The organism is Lewinellaceae bacterium (genome assembly GCA_020636105.1).
Lineage (GTDB): Bacteria > Bacteroidota > Bacteroidia > Chitinophagales > Saprospiraceae > BCD1.
Map to the genome: position 1 here is coordinate 816,547 of JACJYL010000001.1, position 17,809 is coordinate 834,355.

Consider the following 17,809-nt stretch of genomic DNA (forward strand, 5'->3'; position numbering starts at 1 on the left):
TCAATAGGCTTTGTTGAATAAAATGCTCAATATGGCCAGCCACTTATTACTTGTTTTTGAAATACAATAATAGGGAACACGCTCCCCTCCAAAGGATCGGAGTGACGATTCGATCCCCGGTAAAATACTGCCGCAAAAATCGACGTTTAAATTCCACTCCGCGGCATCCTGGATGGCCTGCCAATACAAGAGGTACAAAGCTCCGCTTTTTTTCAAAACCGGATCAATACCGGTCAACAAGATATAAGCCGTTGAATGATCCATAACGAGGTAAAGCCCTGCATGGACCGCCCCACTATCGTTATCTTTGGCGAGGTAGATATGTCGGGCTTCTTTTTTCGTCAAAGTGGCATCCAATCTTTTAAGCAGCTCAAAATCAAAAGAAGGTTTTACCCCTTTCCTTTCGAAGGAAGATTGATTGATTTTATAAAAATCATCCAGGCTTCCCGCTTTTTCCACTTTCACCTGCTGTGTTGCCTTTCGAATTTCTGTCCGCACGGAATATTTAAAATCCTGGAAAACCTGCTCCTGGTTTACAGGTCGATGGATACGGTAAGTAAAGTAAGGAGTTGCCTTATAACCTTCCCACATGAAAGGCAGACTATTTTTAAGGGAAGGGAAATAAGTTTGGTAAAATAGGGCTGTCCGGGGCAATTGAGCCACCAGGTCAGACAATATGGAAGTTTCTATATTGTATCGGCTCACCCTTTTGAGTTTGTCTTCTTCTGGAAAACGCATCCACGGCCCCATGTAATCCGTTAGGGGTGGCATAGTAATGCGCTTCATTCCAAAACTGCTTTTAAAGTAATAAGGGAGTATTCCTGCTATTTCCCCTTCCTTATCAAAAGACAGGCAGAGCTCCCAATTTGCGGGGCCGCACACCGCATCCAACCACCAGGGCTGCATCTGCAATGGCAGATTCACCTGTTCACAAAAAAGAATGTATTGTTCTTTATGATCCACAAAACGTATCTTTGACCCGGTTTAATTGCAAAAATTCAATGCTGATATTATTACTCAACTGGCTTTTTATCTTTATCACTACCTACGCAATTGGCTATGGTGGGTTACAATTGCTAAACAAGGTTTTCAGTCTCGATGGGAATTTACGTTTGCATCCAGCCCTGATGTCCCTGTCAGGATTGGCCATGATCACCACTGCCGCAAATTATGTTTCCCTTTTTTCCCGCATAAGCCTGGCCTTCCTGATCGGCCTTTCCCTTTTGAGCATGCTCAGTCTTTTGCTAAATTGGAAAAACATCAAAAATTCCTTCTCTGGGATAAAATTAAAAAATATTCATCCGCTCACAGTATTTTTTGGCGTGGCATTTTTGATCATCGCATTTATTAAATCTTCCGGGCCGACTGAAATATGGGATGAAGGCCAATACTTTCTACCCCTTATCAGGTGGATAGAAACTTACCCGGCCATTCCGGGAACAGCCCTTTTTCACGATCGGATGGGGTACAATTCCGCCTTTCACATGAGCAGCGCCGTTTACAGTTTTGCTTTTTGGTTTAAAGGCGGGCTTTACGATCTGAACTCCTTTTTATTTATCCTGATAAACTTCTATTTTTTATCCGGCATCAATCGCATACTGAAAAAAAACTTTAATTATCCTTTGCATGATTACCTTATGCTTTTCGCCTGCATTGCCCTGTATCGTCAATTGCTGACCAGTATGGATTCTGATTACCCTCATGTTTTTATAGGGTTGGTTTTATTGCTTTTGTTCATTGAAAAATCGGATGATTACAGTTTGAAAAAATGGGATATCCGTGCCGTTATTATCCTCCTGCTTTCCTTTTACCTCGTTACGGTAAAATTTCTGGCGGTTTATTTTTTCCTGTTCCTGGGCGTAATGTTATACTTCCAGCTGAGACAAAGGAAGTTAAAAACAATTGGGGCAGCGGTTATTACAGGTTTTTTATTCATTTTGCCCTGGCTGGTAAGAAATGTAATCCTGACGGGCTACCTGGTTTATCCTGTTTACCAATTTGATTTCTTCAATGTTGATTGGAAGATCCCTCTGGAAATGGCAAGAAACAATTTCCTATATGTGGGCGAGCATGCAAAAACCCTGGTGGAGCGGCATACTCTATACTACGATGGGGCTACGAACGTACCCGTTTCCGTTTGGCTGCCCGAGTGGTGGAATCATCATGCCACGATCAACATCAGCGCCGTAATTACGGCTATAGTCTTTCCCCCTACCATAATTGTGTTACTGATCCTTTTAGCCACAAAATTCAAAATAATGGCGCGGGAAAACATTGGACATATCGTGGCTATTGTGATCACCATGATATTTCTGATTTTTTGGTTTTTTCAATATCCAAACGTGCGTTTTGGCTGGGCCTGGATACTCTTTGCAATCGTTTTTACGCTGGTAAAGACCAATGAGCAATTGTTACGTATCCCCTGGAAAATGATCAGGATCGTTACAATGATCCTTTTTTCGCTGAGTCTTTTCCGCGGCACCTGGAAAAGCGTAAAAGAAGCCGACCATGTGATGGAATTCCTGGTTTCTCCCCATGAGGTGACCCAATTAACGAATTATACTACAAAACAAATTGGCCCTTATGAAGTCAGCATGGCTTTGGATATGCACTGCTGGGGGCAAACGCCGCCATGTATGCCTTCGTATTATGATCCCTTAAAGATTGTTCCTCGCGGAAAAGATATCAAAGCAGGATTTAAACTAGAAAAATAGCACAGATGCGTATCCTCATCCTGAATGTTCAGTATTATCCGGTGGTCAATCCCAACGTTTATCGATGGGGAGCCATTGCCGAGTATTGGGTGGAACAGGGTCATGAAGTTCATATTGTTTGCAGCAAGCGCACCGGGTTACCCAAATCATCCATCATTAATAAGGTTCATGTACATCGCACCGGTCACAGCACTTTACTGGATTTTACCTTAAATCTTTTCAGGATAATAAACAGGCGGGGAATTTCAGACTTAACCCCTAAGAAAGGCTCCGGATTTTTAAGAAATTTTCTGGAAAGAATAATTGACGGTACCTGGAGAAAATTATACTGGCCTGATGGCAGTTGCCCATGGTATTTTCCAGCTAAAAAAAAGGCGATTGCTTTACATCGGGTACATAATTTTGACGGGATCATCACGGTAGGCCTGCCCTTTACCGCTCACCTGGTGGGCCTGGCTTTCAAAAAGCGTTTCCCACTTGTTCACTGGCACATGGATATTGAAGATCCTTTCTGCTTTTCAAAGGAGTTCTTTGTGAATAATTTCAGGCTTTACGACAAGCTCAATCACCAGGTCGAACGAAAAGCATTTCAAAAAGCAGACACCATTTCCCTAACTGTCCAATCGGCCAGGGAACAATATGAAGCTTTATTCCCTGAATCGAAGGACAAAATTTCGATCATCCCTCCCCTCTTCAACCTGCCTGAAGCCACCGAAAAAACGGAATGGTTTGACCAGGACAAAATCCACCTTGCCTATTTCGGATCCTTTTATGAAAACGTTAGGTCACCTTTGAGTTTATTATTGATTATCAAGCAATTAGTTCAAAAAAACTCAACCATATTCTCAACCTTTCATTTTCATATTTTTGGAGAAATTGATCCAAAGACCAAAATGGTCTTTGAGGGATATCCTGAATTGTCCTCTTTGCTCACTTTTCATGGATTGATCGATCGCTCCAAAGTTGGATCGGCAATGAAGCAGGCGGATTTTTTGATCAACATAGGTAATACTACTCCTTATCACCTGCCCAGCAAAAGTGTGGATTACCTGATGAGCGGAAAGCCGATCATCAATATTTGTCAAAATCAAAACGACACTTTCAAATTTTTTTTAAAAGACTATCCATTGATCGTTAATATTGAAGGATGGAAAGAGGATTACGAAACGGCCTCCAACACTATGTTTGATTTCATCCGAAAAAATAAAGGCAGGAAGGTTGAGGCTGGTTTTTTAAATGAGTGCATCGTTCCGCACAAAACCGAGTCCATAGCTCAAAACTATTTCAACTTAATCGCTAAGGAACGTGGCTAATCGCCCTGTATATTCTCCTTCTCCGCTGCGTGCCCGCGCCAACAAATTTTGGTGAATATTTCTATACCTTTCCGGATCATTGATAAGATCCAGTATAGCCTTTTTTAGGGCAAAGGCTTCGGGGGCGATAAAAACAGCTTGTTCAGGGGTCAGTTGTTCCGGCAATCCACCGACATTGGTACAGATCATTGGGATGGCCGCACCAATCCCTAAAGTAACAATACCTGACTGTGAAGCTTCCCTATAAGGCAATACGAGAATATCATGGCTGTTTAACAAATCATCAATTTCCGTATCCTCCAACCAACGGCCGACCCAGTTTACCGAAACCTCACCCATTTTGTCAGGCTTAAAACCGGAATAATTTCGGCCGGCAATGGTAACTTGTCCCAAACGATCGCCGGGAAATCCGTTTAAAGCTTCAAGCAACAAGTCAACGCCCTTATACTCCACAATCCTTCCCAGAAACAACAAAGAAGGCCTTTCCGGTAAATACCTGTCTTTGATCACCGGGGAACCGATCCTCAACAGTGGATGAGGAATAATGCATGTTTTAGCGGTAAAGCCTATTTTTTCCCTGGTCAATTCCTGCACATACCTGGACAGGAAAACCAGTTTATCCGCATTTCGGATGCAAAAATTTAACATTTTTTGATCCCAGTTATGTTGTTCCCCTTGATGAAGCACTCCATCGTGCACGGTAAAAACCACTTCAAGTCCCCAAATTTTGCACCATAACAACAACACGGGATTCCAATGATGAAATACAGGAAAATAGGCCCCCCGGAATCCTTTGGTCTTCACCAGTTTCATCACTTTGATACACAACCAGGGCAAGTTCAGAAGAGAGTTAAATACAAATTCAAGACTATTGCGATAAGTTCTGATCTTGTGATTATCTTTGGGCAGCACTTCGGGGGAATACCTGGACACAAATATGGATTTTTCAAAACCATGCAGTGCATTGACCATGTTTGTGGCATATGGAATGCACCCCGTTCGGCTTAACATAAAAACCAGTATTTTGGGTTTTTGATCGGGCATTATTTACTGAATTAAGTTCAATCTTGAAAAAAATATTAATTCTTATCGGTACGCGACCCGAAGCTATTAAATTAGCTCCACTAATAAAAGCATTTAAGGCGAAAAAGGAGTCGTTTCAAATCCGGGTATGCACATCCGGGCAGCATATTGAAATGGTAACCCAGGTTTTATCCTTTTTTGAAATAAAAGAAGATAGCCGGCTGGAAACCATGAAGGAAGGACAAAGCCTTACGGCTTTAAGCACCTTCCTGCTGAGTGAAATTGAAACAGAATTAATTCATTTCAATCCTGATTTGGTAGTGGTCCAGGGAGATACCCACACAGCCCTTGCAGGGGCAATGGCCGGGTTTTATCATGGTGCCAAAATCTGCCATGTTGAAGCCGGGCTGAGGACTTTCCAAAACAGGGATCCCTTCCCGGAAGAAATGAACAGGAGGCTCATCAGTCAATTGGCCGACTGGCATTTTGCGCCAACCACCCGGGCGAGGGCAAATTTATTGCATGAAGGCATCCCTGAAAAAAAAATCGTGCTGACGGGAAATACCATCATTGATGCCCTGAACAAAGGGATGCATAAAATCGAGAAGAAGCAATATCCATCGGTTGAAAAGGTCAAAAAAATATTATCTCATTCCACCCGGCCATTTATTCTTGCAACAGTTCACCGGAGGGAAAATCAAGGTGAAAAACTTGTCAAAATTTGCCAGGCTTTCCGGGAGGTGGCAGAAACATTTGGCGTAAGCCTCATTATACCTGTTCATCCCAACCCTGAAATTGCCGGGCCATTAAGAGCCATCCTGGGAACAACACCCAATATCATCCTAATTGATCCGGTTCCTTACCCTGGATTCTTATGGCTCATGAAAAATTGCATGCTGATCTTAACAGATAGCGGTGGGATACAGGAAGAGGCAACAGCTATTGGAAAAAATGTGATATTGCTCCGGGAAACGTCAGAAAGAAACGAAGCCATTGAAAGCGGGTTTGTTTTTAAGGCGGGAACCGATGTAGAAAAGATCGTTCGGCTGACGGGAACACTTCTGGAGAAACAGAGTGTTCCGGGGATAAAAAATATATTTGGATCAGGGGATGCGGCGATACAAATCGTAACTTTTCTAAAAAAGCAACTTTAGGAATGCTTAGTATTTGTTATTTCCGAGCCCATAAATGTATCCTTTCCTTTGGAATCTTTTGATCGCTTTCTAATACCTTTTAGGTCAATATATTTACTGAGAACATTCAGGTAATGGCCAATAATGATTTCTTCATCAAATTCGCGGAGCACTTTTTTACGGCCTTCCATCCCCATTTTAAACCGGTCAATCCTACTCATTGAAAGGAAGATTTCAATTTTTTTAATAAGATCGTGTTGATTGCGAACTTCACACAAAAAACCGTTCACCCCGTCGTCCACCACTTCCCGGCATCCTACGAAATCTGTTGTAATGATGGGCACAGCCATGCTGGCACCTTCCAACAACACCCGGGGAACGCCTTCCCCAAAATACGAAGGCAATACAAGACAATCCGTTCCTTTCAGGTAGGGCCTGATATCTTCGGTTTCTCCCAGGTATTCCACCACCCCATCCTTATGCCATTGCTGAACCAGGTTAAACGAAACTGCATCAGGATGTTCAGGAACAATAAAGCCAAGCATGGAAAATTCCACCTTCATCCCTTTATTCTTAAAATGTAAGGCTGCCTCGTAAAATTCTTTCACCCCTTTGCTCCATACAATCCGCCCCGCATATAAAAATTTGAGGGATCTTTTTTCAGAAAGATCTTTATCAAAATCCGGTTGATATTCAATAATATTGACGCCTTCACTCGGCAAAAGGAAAGCTTTCGAACGTGAGACCACTTTCTTTTGCAAAAACAGCCCCAAATCATCATTATTCAGAAACCAAACTTCCTTGCTCAAAAACGAGGCGATCCGATAAAGAAAGAATAAAACGGATTTTGAAATCCGGGTCCTGCGATCCCGGATTACTCCCAGGCCCGTTGTAATGGCAATGGAAGGAACGTTAGTGACCCAGGCCGCAAAAGACCCGTAAATGTTTGGTTTTGCCGTATAATGAAACACAAAATCAAAGTTATTCTCCCGGTAAATACGGATTAAAGACCTGATAAGATTTAATTCTTTCAGCGGATTTGTACTATAAATGGAAAGCGGAAGATGGGTAAAAGTAAACCCCTCAGCAATGAGCTTGGAACTGAAATGATCTTTCGGAGCAATCACATGAACCTCAAAACCAATTTCCTTCAACCTCCTCAGCAATCCTAACCTGAAATTGTGGGTATACCAGGAGGAATTGGTAACGATGGCAATTTTGGTCGGGAGCTTTTTCTTTTTTCGGTTTTTAGTTATGAACCGCTCCATAAAATTTCGGAGTAGTTTTCTCAAGATAAATATGTTTATTGATTAGGATTATGAGTGATTTGATGACAATGATAACAAAGTAATGTCGAAAAACCAATAGTAAACATCTTGATTACAGATGTTTTTCTCCGAATATCTTTTTGATCTCTTCGGTTTCCTGCTTGATCTCCTGCTCTTTTGATTTAGGGTAAATGAGCAAAACATCCCCTTCATCAATGACAAAAAAACCATCGAGCCCCCGAATGAGCGCCAACTTTCCTTCCGGTAACCTTATCAGACAATTGGTTGTTTCAACGAGACGCACTTCCTGTGAATTACATACATTTCCTGCTGCTGACTGTGGCAGCTCTGCATGTAAAGAAGCCCAGGTGCCCAAATCTGACCAGCCGATATCTGCAGGAAGGGTGCAAATATTCTGAGCCTTCTCCATGATGGCAAAGTCCACAGAAATTTTGGTCGTCTGAGGGTAGAATTCATCAATAAAGGCTTGTTCGTTTTCCGTATTATAATAATCCTTTCCCTTTTGCAGTAACTCAAAAATTTCAGGAGCATACGATTTAAAAGCCTTCAAAATATTTTCAGCTTTCCAGATAAAAATACCGGCGTTCCAAAGGTAATGCCCGGAATCAAGATAAACCTGCGCTGTGGACTCATCCGGTTTTTCTTTAAAACTTTTTACTTTAAAAATTTGCTCGGATACCGCCTCCCCGAAATTGATATAACCATATCCTGTATCGGGTCTGGAAGGTTGAATTCCCAAGGTCAGCAGAGCATCGTTTTTTTCAGCAAACGAAAGGGCCATCCTGAGTTTTTGAATAAAAGCTTCCTCCTTGAGAATAATATGATCGGAAGGAGCAATGACAAAATTGGCGTCAGGATTCAGGGCATGGAGTTTAAAAGCCGTATAGGCCACACTGGGCGCTGTATTATTCCGGGAAGGTTCACAAAGCACCTGGTTGGTCGTCAATTCAGGAAGTTGATCCAGGACCAGCTGTTTATACTTTTTGTGGGTAACGATAAAAATATTTTCCGCCGGGCACAAAGGGAGAAAGCGCTCAAAAGTCAATCGAAGGAGTGATTTACCCACTCCCAAAATATCCAAAAACTGTTTGGGTTTAGCTTCACGGCTGCCAGGCCAAAATCTCGAACCTACCCCTCCTGCCATGATGGCAACGTATGTATTGTTATTCATTAGCTATATTCCTTCATTTGTAACATCTAAAATCTTCAATAGGTAATACCCTTTGGACCAAAAAATGGGAGTCCTTTTGCCAGGAAATATTTTCTCGTTCCACATCCCAAAACAAATGAGGAGATAAATCAGCTATTTCGTAAGATTCTAAATCCATTTTTTCTTTTTAATCCTGAGCAAAATAAAGGGATTAATCCATTTTTACAAATCTGCATTTTGAAAAGGGTAATCTTTATACTTTTGCCACTTTCCCGAACGAGCTAATTGCTGTAGTTGAGCCGTATGTCCCAGGTTATGACAATCAGTTCCGAAAAAGGTAACCATTTCTTTTTTAAGCAGCTTTTCTGCCGTTTTTCGGGCCAGTGCTCCATAATGACCGGTTAAGGACAAAGCATTGATCTGAAGGGCACAGCCCAGCTCCACCAGTCTTTCATAATATTTGAATTTATTGGCAAAAAAAGCGTACCGTTCCGGATGGGCCAAAACGGGATGGTACCCGGCGAGTCTCATTTGGAAAATGTATTCTTCCAAAGCAGGCGGGGCGCCAAAGAAGGACATTTCCACTAAAACAAAATTCGTCTCCCCCAGGGTCATCAATTCCTTTTTCTCCAGCAATGATTCAAAATGTTCATCCATAAAATACTCTGAGGCTGCACTTACCTCTACCTCTATCCCTGCCTTCTCCAGTGCATTTCGCAAATTTTCCAACCCCTCAAGAATAACTGCAGCGGTATTCGGATAATAAGCTTCATAGGTATGAGGCGTTGTGATAATTTTTTTATACCCCAGATCCCTAAGCTGCTCAATGATTGCCAGGCTATCTTCCATATCTTTAGCGCCATCATCAATTCCGGGAATGAGATGAGAATGCATATCCACCCCAAGGGTAGAAAATGGATGGTTGACCACCTGTTTGCTTTTAAAAAATGAAAACATAATTTTTATTCAAAATCAAAAACCTCGTTCAAATCCAGTTCTAGTCCGGGTAAAACAACGGAATTCACTTTGTCCCCTTTTGTAAATAAACGACTGGCCTGGTATTTTCCTCCCTCATTGAGCCTATAAATGAGTACAGTGGAATCTTCGGGATGAACCACCCAATATTCCCCGACGCTATTCCTTTCGTACAATTCATACTTTTCTTTGAGATCACGTTGTAAAGAACCTGGTGAAAGAATTTCCACGATCAGGTCAGGAGCCCCTAGGCAACCGCGCTCATCCAATTTAGAAAGTTCACATACTACGCATAAATCAGGCTGGACTATGTCAAAAACGTGTTCATTGTCAGCAGAAGCCTTTGGAAACCGAACGTCAAAAGGGGCTGAGAATATTTCACATTTGTTCCCTTGAGAATTCATGAATACTCCTAACTGAATATGAATTCGACTTGAAATTCTTTGGTGTTTCATTCCGGGAGCCGGGGACATTTTGAAAATATGACCTTTAATTATTTCCACCCGCTCCTTGAACTTCCACGTCAAATAATCCGCATAGGAGTATTTCTTACTGAGGTCCAGTTCCTCAAAAGCTGTTACTTCGTTCGGACCTTCTTCAATGGTTTTGTAAGGTTTCATATCGGCATTTTTTTGTTCCAACCAAAAGTAAAGGAAAATGGTTCATTGTTCAAATGAATTTACTCCCGTTTATTCCAGCAACATTTTTTATATTTTTTCCCACTTCCACAAGGACATGGATCATTTCTTCCTATTCTGGGGCTTTCTCGTTTATATGTTTCGACTGGATTTGCATATTCAGGTACTCTCCTATCGGCGAAAGAATTTTCCAAATTAAAAATATCGTCTTCTTCCTTGTCCGAAAATACAGCTGCTCCAATTTCCAATAAATATCTTTCGACTTTGGAACTTAACTTTCCTTTCAAATGGTTATCGTCCGAAAAGTCTCTCGGCGCTCCCCTTTCCTTATAAATTTGAGAATAAAATTCGAAAATATTTTGAGGTTGAGGTTGGAAAACATGGGGATCCAAACCAAGGGATATTTCCTGAATAATTTCTTCCCTTTTTCCGCAAATAGATTCGAAGATCCAGCCTTTTTCAAACATTTCCTCAATTACCGATAATAATTCTATCGCTCTAATATCGACTAAACGGCCAACAAGGAATGATAAAAATTCATTGTCAAATCTTGTTTCATCATCCGGATTATCCAAAAGTACCCTCAACATATCCCGAAACCAATCCAGCACTTCTTCTCTTCTGGCTGGTTCATGTAAAACAAACTGAACAAGGACTTCTACCACAATTAATCTCGGTGAACTGGCTATGTTAGGTTCAAGGACAAAAGCCTTCAATTCGTCCAATCTGTTTTTTCCCAGCGCAAAAATGGTTTGAAATGTAAATTCCTCGAGAAAATCACCAAACCAAAAATCCAAAAAACCTTCCCCTTGCCTAAAAATATTTAAAATGCACTGCAAACCTGGTTCCGCCTCCAGGGCCCCCAGAAAAAATATACTATGAACGGGAAAAAAAGTAGTGGATTCATCGAATTCATCGATATTATTTTCAAATACTTCAAATCGACGAATGCTATCTTCCAAAATAGCAAGTAAATCAAGAATAAGTGTTTCCCTGGGTAATTCAATCAGTAACCTGAGTTTAGGCTCCTCCATCGAATCAATATCCACTTCATAAAAACATTTCAATTCCTCATGATGCAACAAAGGAGGAGTTTTGCTTTTGGGAAAAATGACCGTTGGAAAACTTTCAACAGATCGTATTTTTTTTCTGTCTTCCTCTAAGTGCTTAAGGTTTTCAATAGATTCCTCAAAAAAAATCTTTTTCCCCAGATCCATTGTTGCAACGTGATCTTCCAGCGCTGCCTCTAATAAAATTTCAAGGATTTCCTTTGCCCCTGCAACATCTCCGGTTTTTACCAAATAATTACCTAATGCACTATAGTAGGCTGTTACTTCATCCTGGTGAAAAACGACCCGGTCAGGATAAAGCGACCTGATACTCTTGTCTCCGGCCCCTAGTAAGGATTTAGCTCTTTTAAAATCAGGTTTTTTCTGATTTAAAAGGGATAAAACTACATTCGTTCTGGCAAACAAATAGTCAGGTGCATCTTTTAATAATTGTTCACTTATCGCTACCGACTTTTCAACCATCCCCAAACGATTGTAAAGAGCCGACAAATTATTTTTCAGGCTATTTTCCTCCGGATATTTCTTAATAATATTTTCAACCTTTACAATGTCACTCCGCCCACCGTTTGAAGTAAAAAAATGGGCGAGCTCCAAATCCCTTGCTTTTTGAATGCTTAAATTCCCTGCATTAAGGGGTTCGGTTGTCATTTCAAAGTCCAGTAATTTTATGTTTCCCATTTCAAAAAATTTAAAATGATCATTTATAAATTTGAAGAGCCTCCGGTTTTTTCGGAAGATCTTTAAATATTCGAAAAACGAGATCACTTCCTGGGAAAAAGATCACCCAGGCCGTCAGGAAGATCAATTTTATATCCGTAGCCAATGAGGCATTTTCAAGATACCACAGCTCAAGAGCGCCTTTATAGGGAGCGATGTGGGTGGCGTAACATTCCTGGGGGGATAAATCAGAGGTCGAAATAATGCGTTCTTCATCCCGGAAGATGATGGAGCCTATGCCGGTAATGCCGGGTTTGGATTGGTAAACCAAGGATTGCATAGCTTCAGGGTAAGCCAAAAATGCCTTATCATCCAGCGGGCGGGGGCCAACAATGCTTAAATCTCCTTTCAGGACATTGACAATCTGAGGCAATTCATTGATTTTGCTCATTCGCAAATACCGGCCAAAAGGAGTTACCCTGGGATCGTTACGAAGGGTAATGGTTCCTGTTCCTATTTTCGCACTGTTTTTCATCATGGTGGCAAATTTCCATATATCAAATGGTTTGTTTTTCCACCCTACCCTTTTTTGAAAATAAAATACTTCTCCTTCAGCGGTAAATCTTAAAATCAGGGCAACCAATAAAAACAGGGGCATGAGAATAATCATGCTTATTCCTGCCAAAATCAAATCCAATAGACGCTTAAAAAAAATATACATAGTGTTCCATCACATTTTTTGATCAAGACTTTTTCCTTTTTCCATGTGATTAAAGGTAGGAAGGATCTCCGTTAGTAGCGTTATCACCTCCTTTTTTTCTATGGTTTCCCTGGAAAACAAAGCATGCAATTTTTCAAATATCTTTTCTATTTCATCAAGGGAAATGGATTTCAGTCTTTTGATCACTCCGAGTTTTTCAAAATGATCCAGATCCAATGTTTCTTCTTCTGTATAAAATTCTTCAAAAGGTTTTTCTCCTGAGGTATCGGATTTAAAATAGTAAACTGGATAATTTACACTTCCTGCAGAAAGATTTAAGGCTTTTTCACGGGCTTCCTGTTCATCCCGGCAATAATCAGGGACAAACCCCAATTCGTCCAGGAGCCGGGTGCCAATTTCTGCAAAATCCTTCATCGTCTCCGTGGAAAGTTTAGGAAAAAAAATATCCCCCGAGGCTCCTAAAACGCAGGCCAGCATACACAATTGCCCCGACTCCCGGGGAGAAAGAAAGTATCTTTTGATATCAGTAGGAGCGGAAAAAGGCTGGCGATTCATATACCTTTGGAGAAATCCGAAAAGAAGACTCCCGTTGGAAAAAGCGACATTGGCAAAACGTGCCGTGGTGATTGGAATTTTTCCGGAATATGACATGATGACCTCTTCCATCAATTTTTTACTGGCCCCCATGACATTAACAGGGTTGGCTGCTTTATCCGTTGAAACGCAGAAGAAATGTTTTGGAGGCCGTTCCAGCAGCAGGTCCAGGAGCTTTTTTGCATTGAAAACATTGTTTTCAATCATGGCCTGGATGGAATAGGGATCTTTTTCACTTCTAACATGTTTGTGAGCGGCAAAATTAGCTACAATGTCAAACGGTCCGGTTTGCCTGAACAATTTTTCAAAAACGGCATCGCCCATATTCATGGGATAAGTCTTATAGTCCTCCGGAATGTTTAAATGATAGCTGCTCCTAAGGTCCCTGGTCAGTTCCGTTAAGGCATTTTCATTGATATCCACCACATACAATCGTGACGGATGAAAATGCAACATGGCTTTGATAAATGAACTGCCTATAGTTCCTGCTCCGCCAATCACCAGAATACTGGCATTATTTATACGATCACTTAAAACATCGTGATAATGATTCAAATCCTGCTCAAAAAGGCTCTTTTCTCTTTCGGTAACATACTTGGAGATAAAACGATCCAGGTCTATAAAATGCATACTTTCTTAAGGCTTATAATTTGATCGAATGAAAGGCAATACAGGATGAGGATTCCACCCTATTTCCCTTTTTGCTTTGGCACAACTAAAAGTCAGTGAAGTAGTGATCTTCAAGAGTTTCCGGCTATTCAGGGGGGCAGGTATTTTATATTTGGTTAAAAAGTCTCCCACCCTGGCCAAAGTTTTTACCCAATGGATTGGCAATGAAAACCGCAATGTTTTTCCTAACCCAAACGCTATGGCATCCTCTACTTCTCCAAAAAAAGGATCCTGGTCGTCGGTGAGATGATACACCCCATTTTGGGTCGCTAAACCAGGGATCAACCTGGCAATGTCCTGATCCAGCACCATGCTCTTTCGGGCTTCATTCCCTGTTATCTTAAAATAATATCCTTTTTTTATGGCACGGTATATCGAAGCCAAATTTCCCGGCGCAGCCTTTCCTGCGACAAGAGGAAGCCTCAAAATGACACAATTTACCTTATGTTTTGCACACCAGCCCGATATTGCTTTTTCCGCCTGAATCTTACTTAAAGCGTAAGGAGTATTACCGGCCAATGGGGAATCCTCAGTAATGGACCTCCCTTCCTCCAAACCATAAACCGCCACGGTACTCACAAATATAAATCCTTTGGGTTTAACCACCAACAGATCCAACCCTTTCAATAAATTTAAAGTGCCTGTTGTGTTAACATCGAAAAAACTTTGGGCTTCTGCCTCGCCTGAAGGCAAAACATGGGCTTTTCCGGCATTGTGAACCACGCAATCTATTCCGGATGGAAACCGGGGTATATTTTCGCTCAAATCACAAATAATGTCATTATGGGCCGATCTGCCTAGCGTAATCACTGAATGATTTTTGTTCAGTTCAGCCCCAAAGGATTTCCCTAAAAAACCGGTCGCCCCGGTTAGCAGGAAGGTCATTTTGCCGGAATCAGAGAAGTTGCTCAAGGGCATTCAACATTTTTAGGGCCAACACATCCTTATCAAATTCGGTACGAGCTATGGCTGCCGCCTGTTGTCCCATCGTTTTAAGTTTTTCCGGATTGGCGTCCAGCTCAATAAGCAGGGCCGCCAACTCCTGGGGATCATCAGGATTCACGGTAAAACCGACTTCATTTTCCAACAAAAAATCCTTCATCCAGCCTGTTGTATTTTGTACAACTGGAATCCCCGCTGCAAGGGATTCAAAAAATTTATTCGGAGAAGAGGTATTTAACACCGGAGTTCCTTTCAAAGGCACCAAAGAAACCATTGCATGTTGTACATAAGCCACCAGATCCTTTTTAGGCATCAGCCCCAGCCTGATAAAATTATCGACTCCTTCGCTATTGGCCATAGTCTCCAATAGCTCTCTTTCCTGGCCTTCCCCAATAAGGATTATTTTTATATCATCCCGACCAAGTTCTTTAAGTGCCCTGGCTGCCTCATACAGCCAGCGCGAATTATTGACCCGACCGATATTCCCGGTATAAACAGCATATTTTCCGGGTTTGAACCGCTTTTCTTTCCATTCAACTTTCTTTGAAAAAAGAGCAATATTAGCGGCATTGGTTACCGAAATAACATTCTTGTGCCCATGCTTTTGTTCGATATAGGATTTCATGCCCGGTGAAAGACTGACCACGAGGGAAGATGCCCGGTAACAAAGCCGCTCAAAGGCATAGGCTGCTTTTTTTAAAAACCAATTATTTATAATGCCTAATTCAATGGCGCCCTCAGGCCAAAGGTCCCGGGTTTCAAAAACCAGCGTTCTGCCTCTGAAATAACGGCTGACCAACCCGGGAAGCCCAACGGTAATAGGTCCGGAAGAGGCGATCACCACATCTGCCGGCTCGGTTAATGCATACCAGGAGGATACAACACTATACGCAAGAAACGTCCAAATCCTTTTCAGGAAAGGTTGTTTATTGTCAATCTTAATATTCAATACTTTGACTTTCACCCCGTCAAACATCTGGTTTTCAACGAACCGCTCAGCCTGTAAATCACTTTTTGAGTAAATGCTGGTGACCACCGTAACTTCATGCCCCATGGCCACCCATTCCCGCGCAAACTCATAAACCCTGGTTCCCCAGGAACCATTGGGAGTGGAAAAATATTGATAGAAATACAGGATTTTCATTTAAGAACCGAATTTTATTTCTGAGGACAATCTTTGGTTAAATGCAACCGTGATTTTCCGGGCCCGAACACGTTTATTAAACCCCAACGGATATTCATAGTTTTCCTGAGCTATTTCGGTGGCTCCTTCAAAATGAATGGAGCAATGGCCAAGGAAAACAATGTTGCTGTCTTGGGCAATCCTGATTTCACAATCAGGATGAAGGTGAAAATGGGCCTTACCCGGAACCGGAGGTCCTTCAAGAAGGTCCTCAATCAACAATACTTCATTATTCACTTGAAAAGTCCTTTGGTGTGAAATATTCACAGATTTAAACCCATTGTGTTTTGCAGCAACACAATGCGGCTCATCTTTTATCCCTTTCACTTTCGCCCTTTTGGCTACTCTAAAACTTCCCCAAACCTGGGATGAATTCATATTTCCCACCGTCACCGTATTGTGATAAGCGGTGGATCGTTCCCTTTGCCTGATAAAATTATCCTCATAAGTGGACACGCCGGGATCCACGAATACCTGGTTTTGATTGACACGTAATTCAAAGCTAAAGGTATCTGCATGCGCGTGGCCGGGCTGATAGGCAGGAGCAACAGATCCTATATCTACAAACAGTTCATAATTTTCCATCTCCAATTTTCGGTATCCGGAATCAGAAAGGGTACTTTTTCCCCAGCTCAACCCCAGAGTTCCTGCATACCTGAATAAAACATCTGAGGAAAATGCAATGTCAAAAGCACTGTCCTTGACCAGTGGAATGTCCCCGTTTTTATAGGTGATGGCCGACAACCAGGAGAGCATAGCTATTGCTTTCTTTTCTAAAAATTCCACCAGGGCTCTATCTGCCGGCCAATGGTTGATTTTCGAAAGATTTAGACAATCCAATAGTCGGTGCAAAAGAAGCTGATGATACATGGGCGAGCGCTCAAAATGGCCGCCATCGTTTAAAATCTGCTCCGCCAATTCTGTTTTCAATAATTTCCTGGCAGTATTAAACAGGTGATTATCCTTAAAAAAACAGGCTCCAAAAAAGAGGGAGAAGCCGTTTTCCAGTAAATGGTTGCCCATTAAATGGTATTCCAGGTGATGCCGCAATATTTGATAATGTTGGAATAAGACCCGATTAATCGCCTCATCCGACACTCCATTCCCGGATAAAAATTTGATCCAGTTTATGGCTCTTAAAGATATTGGATAAGGATCCTTTCCATCCTTCAAATCGGGATCATTTTTGATATAATCCCTGATCAGCCCAAGCCCTTCAGCCGGGGTTATTGATTGTTGATTCAAAAAATCAAAATAATTCAACTGGTAAGTCCATAACTTTCCATACTGGTCGATATTCCAATCGATGGAATTCGAAAACTTATGTTTTATGTTTAAAAAGGAAAAGGTTTGGTTGCCGAGATAACTATCGGGATAAATGAGGTCATTTTTCCAGACCAAAGAAGCCATGGTTTTGGGAAGCGTTTTCGAATAATTCGGTTCATAGATCATCTTCCTCAATCGGTAATAAAACCTGTAGAAAACCTGTTTGACTTTCAGGTATTTGACCGTATGAAAGTAAGAGGACAAACTAAATAACTTATTATTTTGAGTGACTTTTTGCCTCATCCTGCGTTAAAAATACTCGCCGTAGTTATGGCTATGCCTGCGTTTTTTGCCCCCGACACTTTGTATACGGGGCAGGCTTGTTTGAGACAAAAATTCATCTCAATATAATGGTTACCCAATTTTGTCTTCTTACTTATCCAGAATTGAAAATGCTTTAAGTTCACTCACC

15 protein-coding genes are annotated in these 17,809 nt (G+C 41.5%); 3 read left to right on the forward strand and 12 right to left on the reverse strand.

Annotation, left to right across the window (positions count from 1 at the left end):
* Entirely contained in the window at window positions 1-963 is a 963-nt protein-coding gene (locus tag H6571_02945; GenBank protein MCB9322674.1) for a GNAT family N-acetyltransferase, read from the reverse strand.
* A gap of 38 nt (window positions 964-1,001) precedes the next feature.
* On the opposite strand from H6571_02945, the gene H6571_02950 reads away from it, so the two are divergent.
* Together H6571_02950 and H6571_02955 are read left to right on the forward strand one after the other, a co-directional pair.
* A complete protein-coding gene (locus tag H6571_02950) occupies window positions 1,002-2,714 on the forward strand; it encodes a hypothetical protein (GenBank protein MCB9322675.1) in 1,713 nt (570 codons plus the stop codon).
* 5 nt (window positions 2,715-2,719) lie between these two features.
* A complete protein-coding gene (locus tag H6571_02955; GenBank protein ID MCB9322676.1) occupies window positions 2,720-4,027 on the forward strand; it encodes a glycosyltransferase in 1,308 nt (435 codons plus the stop codon).
* Here the strand turns inward: H6571_02955 and H6571_02960 are convergent.
* The gene (locus tag H6571_02960) at window positions 4,004-5,038 is read right to left on the reverse strand and encodes a glycosyltransferase family 4 protein (protein MCB9322677.1); all 1,035 of its coding nucleotides are present in this window, start codon (window positions 5,036-5,038) and stop codon (window positions 4,004-4,006) included. The genes H6571_02955 and H6571_02960 overlap by 24 nt on opposite strands.
* A gap of 56 nt (window positions 5,039-5,094) precedes the next feature.
* Between H6571_02960 and wecB the strand changes: the two genes are divergently transcribed.
* Window positions 5,095-6,204: a UDP-N-acetylglucosamine 2-epimerase (non-hydrolyzing) gene (gene wecB, locus H6571_02965; protein ID MCB9322678.1), complete on the forward strand. Its 1,110-nt coding sequence runs from the start codon at window positions 5,095-5,097 to the stop codon at window positions 6,202-6,204.
* Here the strand turns inward: wecB and H6571_02970 are convergent.
* The 10 genes from H6571_02970 to H6571_03015 form a co-directional block, all read right to left on the reverse strand.
* Complete coding sequence (locus H6571_02970) at window positions 6,201-7,475, reverse strand: glycosyltransferase family 4 protein (protein ID MCB9322679.1); 1,275 nt, start codon at window positions 7,473-7,475, stop codon at window positions 6,201-6,203. The two genes, wecB and H6571_02970, sit on opposite strands and share 4 nt — an antisense overlap.
* An 88-nt stretch (window positions 7,476-7,563) precedes the next feature.
* Complete coding sequence (locus tag H6571_02975) at window positions 7,564-8,643, reverse strand: mannose-1-phosphate guanylyltransferase (protein ID MCB9322680.1); 1,080 nt, start codon at window positions 8,641-8,643, stop codon at window positions 7,564-7,566.
* Window positions 8,644-8,844: 201 nt separating this feature from the next.
* The gene (locus H6571_02980) at window positions 8,845-9,579 is read right to left on the reverse strand and encodes a hypothetical protein (GenBank protein ID MCB9322681.1); all 735 of its coding nucleotides are present in this window, start codon (window positions 9,577-9,579) and stop codon (window positions 8,845-8,847) included.
* Between the two features lie 5 nt (window positions 9,580-9,584).
* On the reverse strand, window positions 9,585-10,217 hold the full coding sequence (locus H6571_02985) for a Uma2 family endonuclease (GenBank protein MCB9322682.1): 633 nt from the start codon (window positions 10,215-10,217) through the stop codon (window positions 9,585-9,587).
* A gap of 59 nt (window positions 10,218-10,276) precedes the next feature.
* On the reverse strand, window positions 10,277-11,983 hold the full coding sequence (locus H6571_02990) for a DUF1186 domain-containing protein (protein ID MCB9322683.1): 1,707 nt from the start codon (window positions 11,981-11,983) through the stop codon (window positions 10,277-10,279).
* Window positions 11,984-12,002: 19 nt separating this feature from the next.
* On the reverse strand, window positions 12,003-12,683 hold the full coding sequence (locus H6571_02995; GenBank protein ID MCB9322684.1) for a sugar transferase: 681 nt from the start codon (window positions 12,681-12,683) through the stop codon (window positions 12,003-12,005).
* A gap of 9 nt (window positions 12,684-12,692) precedes the next feature.
* Window positions 12,693-13,907, reverse strand: a complete 1,215-nt coding sequence (locus H6571_03000) for a polysaccharide biosynthesis protein (GenBank protein MCB9322685.1) — start codon at window positions 13,905-13,907, stop codon at window positions 12,693-12,695.
* A gap of 6 nt (window positions 13,908-13,913) precedes the next feature.
* Window positions 13,914-14,831 (reverse strand): NAD-dependent epimerase/dehydratase family protein, encoded by a 918-nt coding sequence (locus tag H6571_03005; GenBank protein MCB9322686.1) that lies wholly within the window; start codon window positions 14,829-14,831, stop codon window positions 13,914-13,916.
* Window positions 14,832-14,841: 10 nt separating this feature from the next.
* On the reverse strand, window positions 14,842-16,032 hold the full coding sequence (locus tag H6571_03010; GenBank protein ID MCB9322687.1) for a glycosyltransferase family 4 protein: 1,191 nt from the start codon (window positions 16,030-16,032) through the stop codon (window positions 14,842-14,844).
* Complete coding sequence (locus H6571_03015; GenBank protein MCB9322688.1) at window positions 16,033-17,601, reverse strand: alginate lyase family protein; 1,569 nt, start codon at window positions 17,599-17,601, stop codon at window positions 16,033-16,035.
* Window positions 17,602-17,809 lie beyond the last annotated feature (208 nt).

Coding starts and splice junctions, on each gene's coding strand:
- H6571_02950 (MCB9322675.1), top strand. CDS start 1,002: ATGCTGATATTATTACTCAACTGGCTTTTTATCTTTATCACTACCTAC.
- H6571_02955 (MCB9322676.1), top strand. CDS start 2,720: ATGCGTATCCTCATCCTGAATGTTCAGTATTATCCGGTGGTCAATCCC.
- H6571_02960 (MCB9322677.1), bottom strand. CDS start 5,038: ATGTTAAGCCGAACGGGGTGCATTCCATATGCCACAAACATGGTCAAT.
- H6571_02975 (MCB9322680.1), bottom strand. CDS start 8,643: ATGAATAACAATACATACGTTGCCATCATGGCAGGAGGGGTAGGTTCG.
- H6571_02980 (MCB9322681.1), bottom strand. CDS start 9,579: ATGTTTTCATTTTTTAAAAGCAAACAGGTGGTCAACCATCCATTTTCT.
- H6571_02985 (MCB9322682.1), bottom strand. CDS start 10,217: ATGAAACCTTACAAAACCATTGAAGAAGGTCCGAACGAAGTAACAGCT.
- H6571_02990 (MCB9322683.1), bottom strand. CDS start 11,983: ATGGGAAACATAAAATTACTGGACTTTGAAATGACAACCGAACCCCTT.
- H6571_02995 (MCB9322684.1), bottom strand. CDS start 12,683: ATGTATATTTTTTTTAAGCGTCTATTGGATTTGATTTTGGCAGGAATA.
- H6571_03000 (MCB9322685.1), bottom strand. CDS start 13,907: ATGCATTTTATAGACCTGGATCGTTTTATCTCCAAGTATGTTACCGAA.
- H6571_03005 (MCB9322686.1), bottom strand. CDS start 14,831: ATGACCTTCCTGCTAACCGGGGCGACCGGTTTTTTAGGGAAATCCTTT.
- H6571_03010 (MCB9322687.1), bottom strand. CDS start 16,032: ATGAAAATCCTGTATTTCTATCAATATTTTTCCACTCCCAATGGTTCC.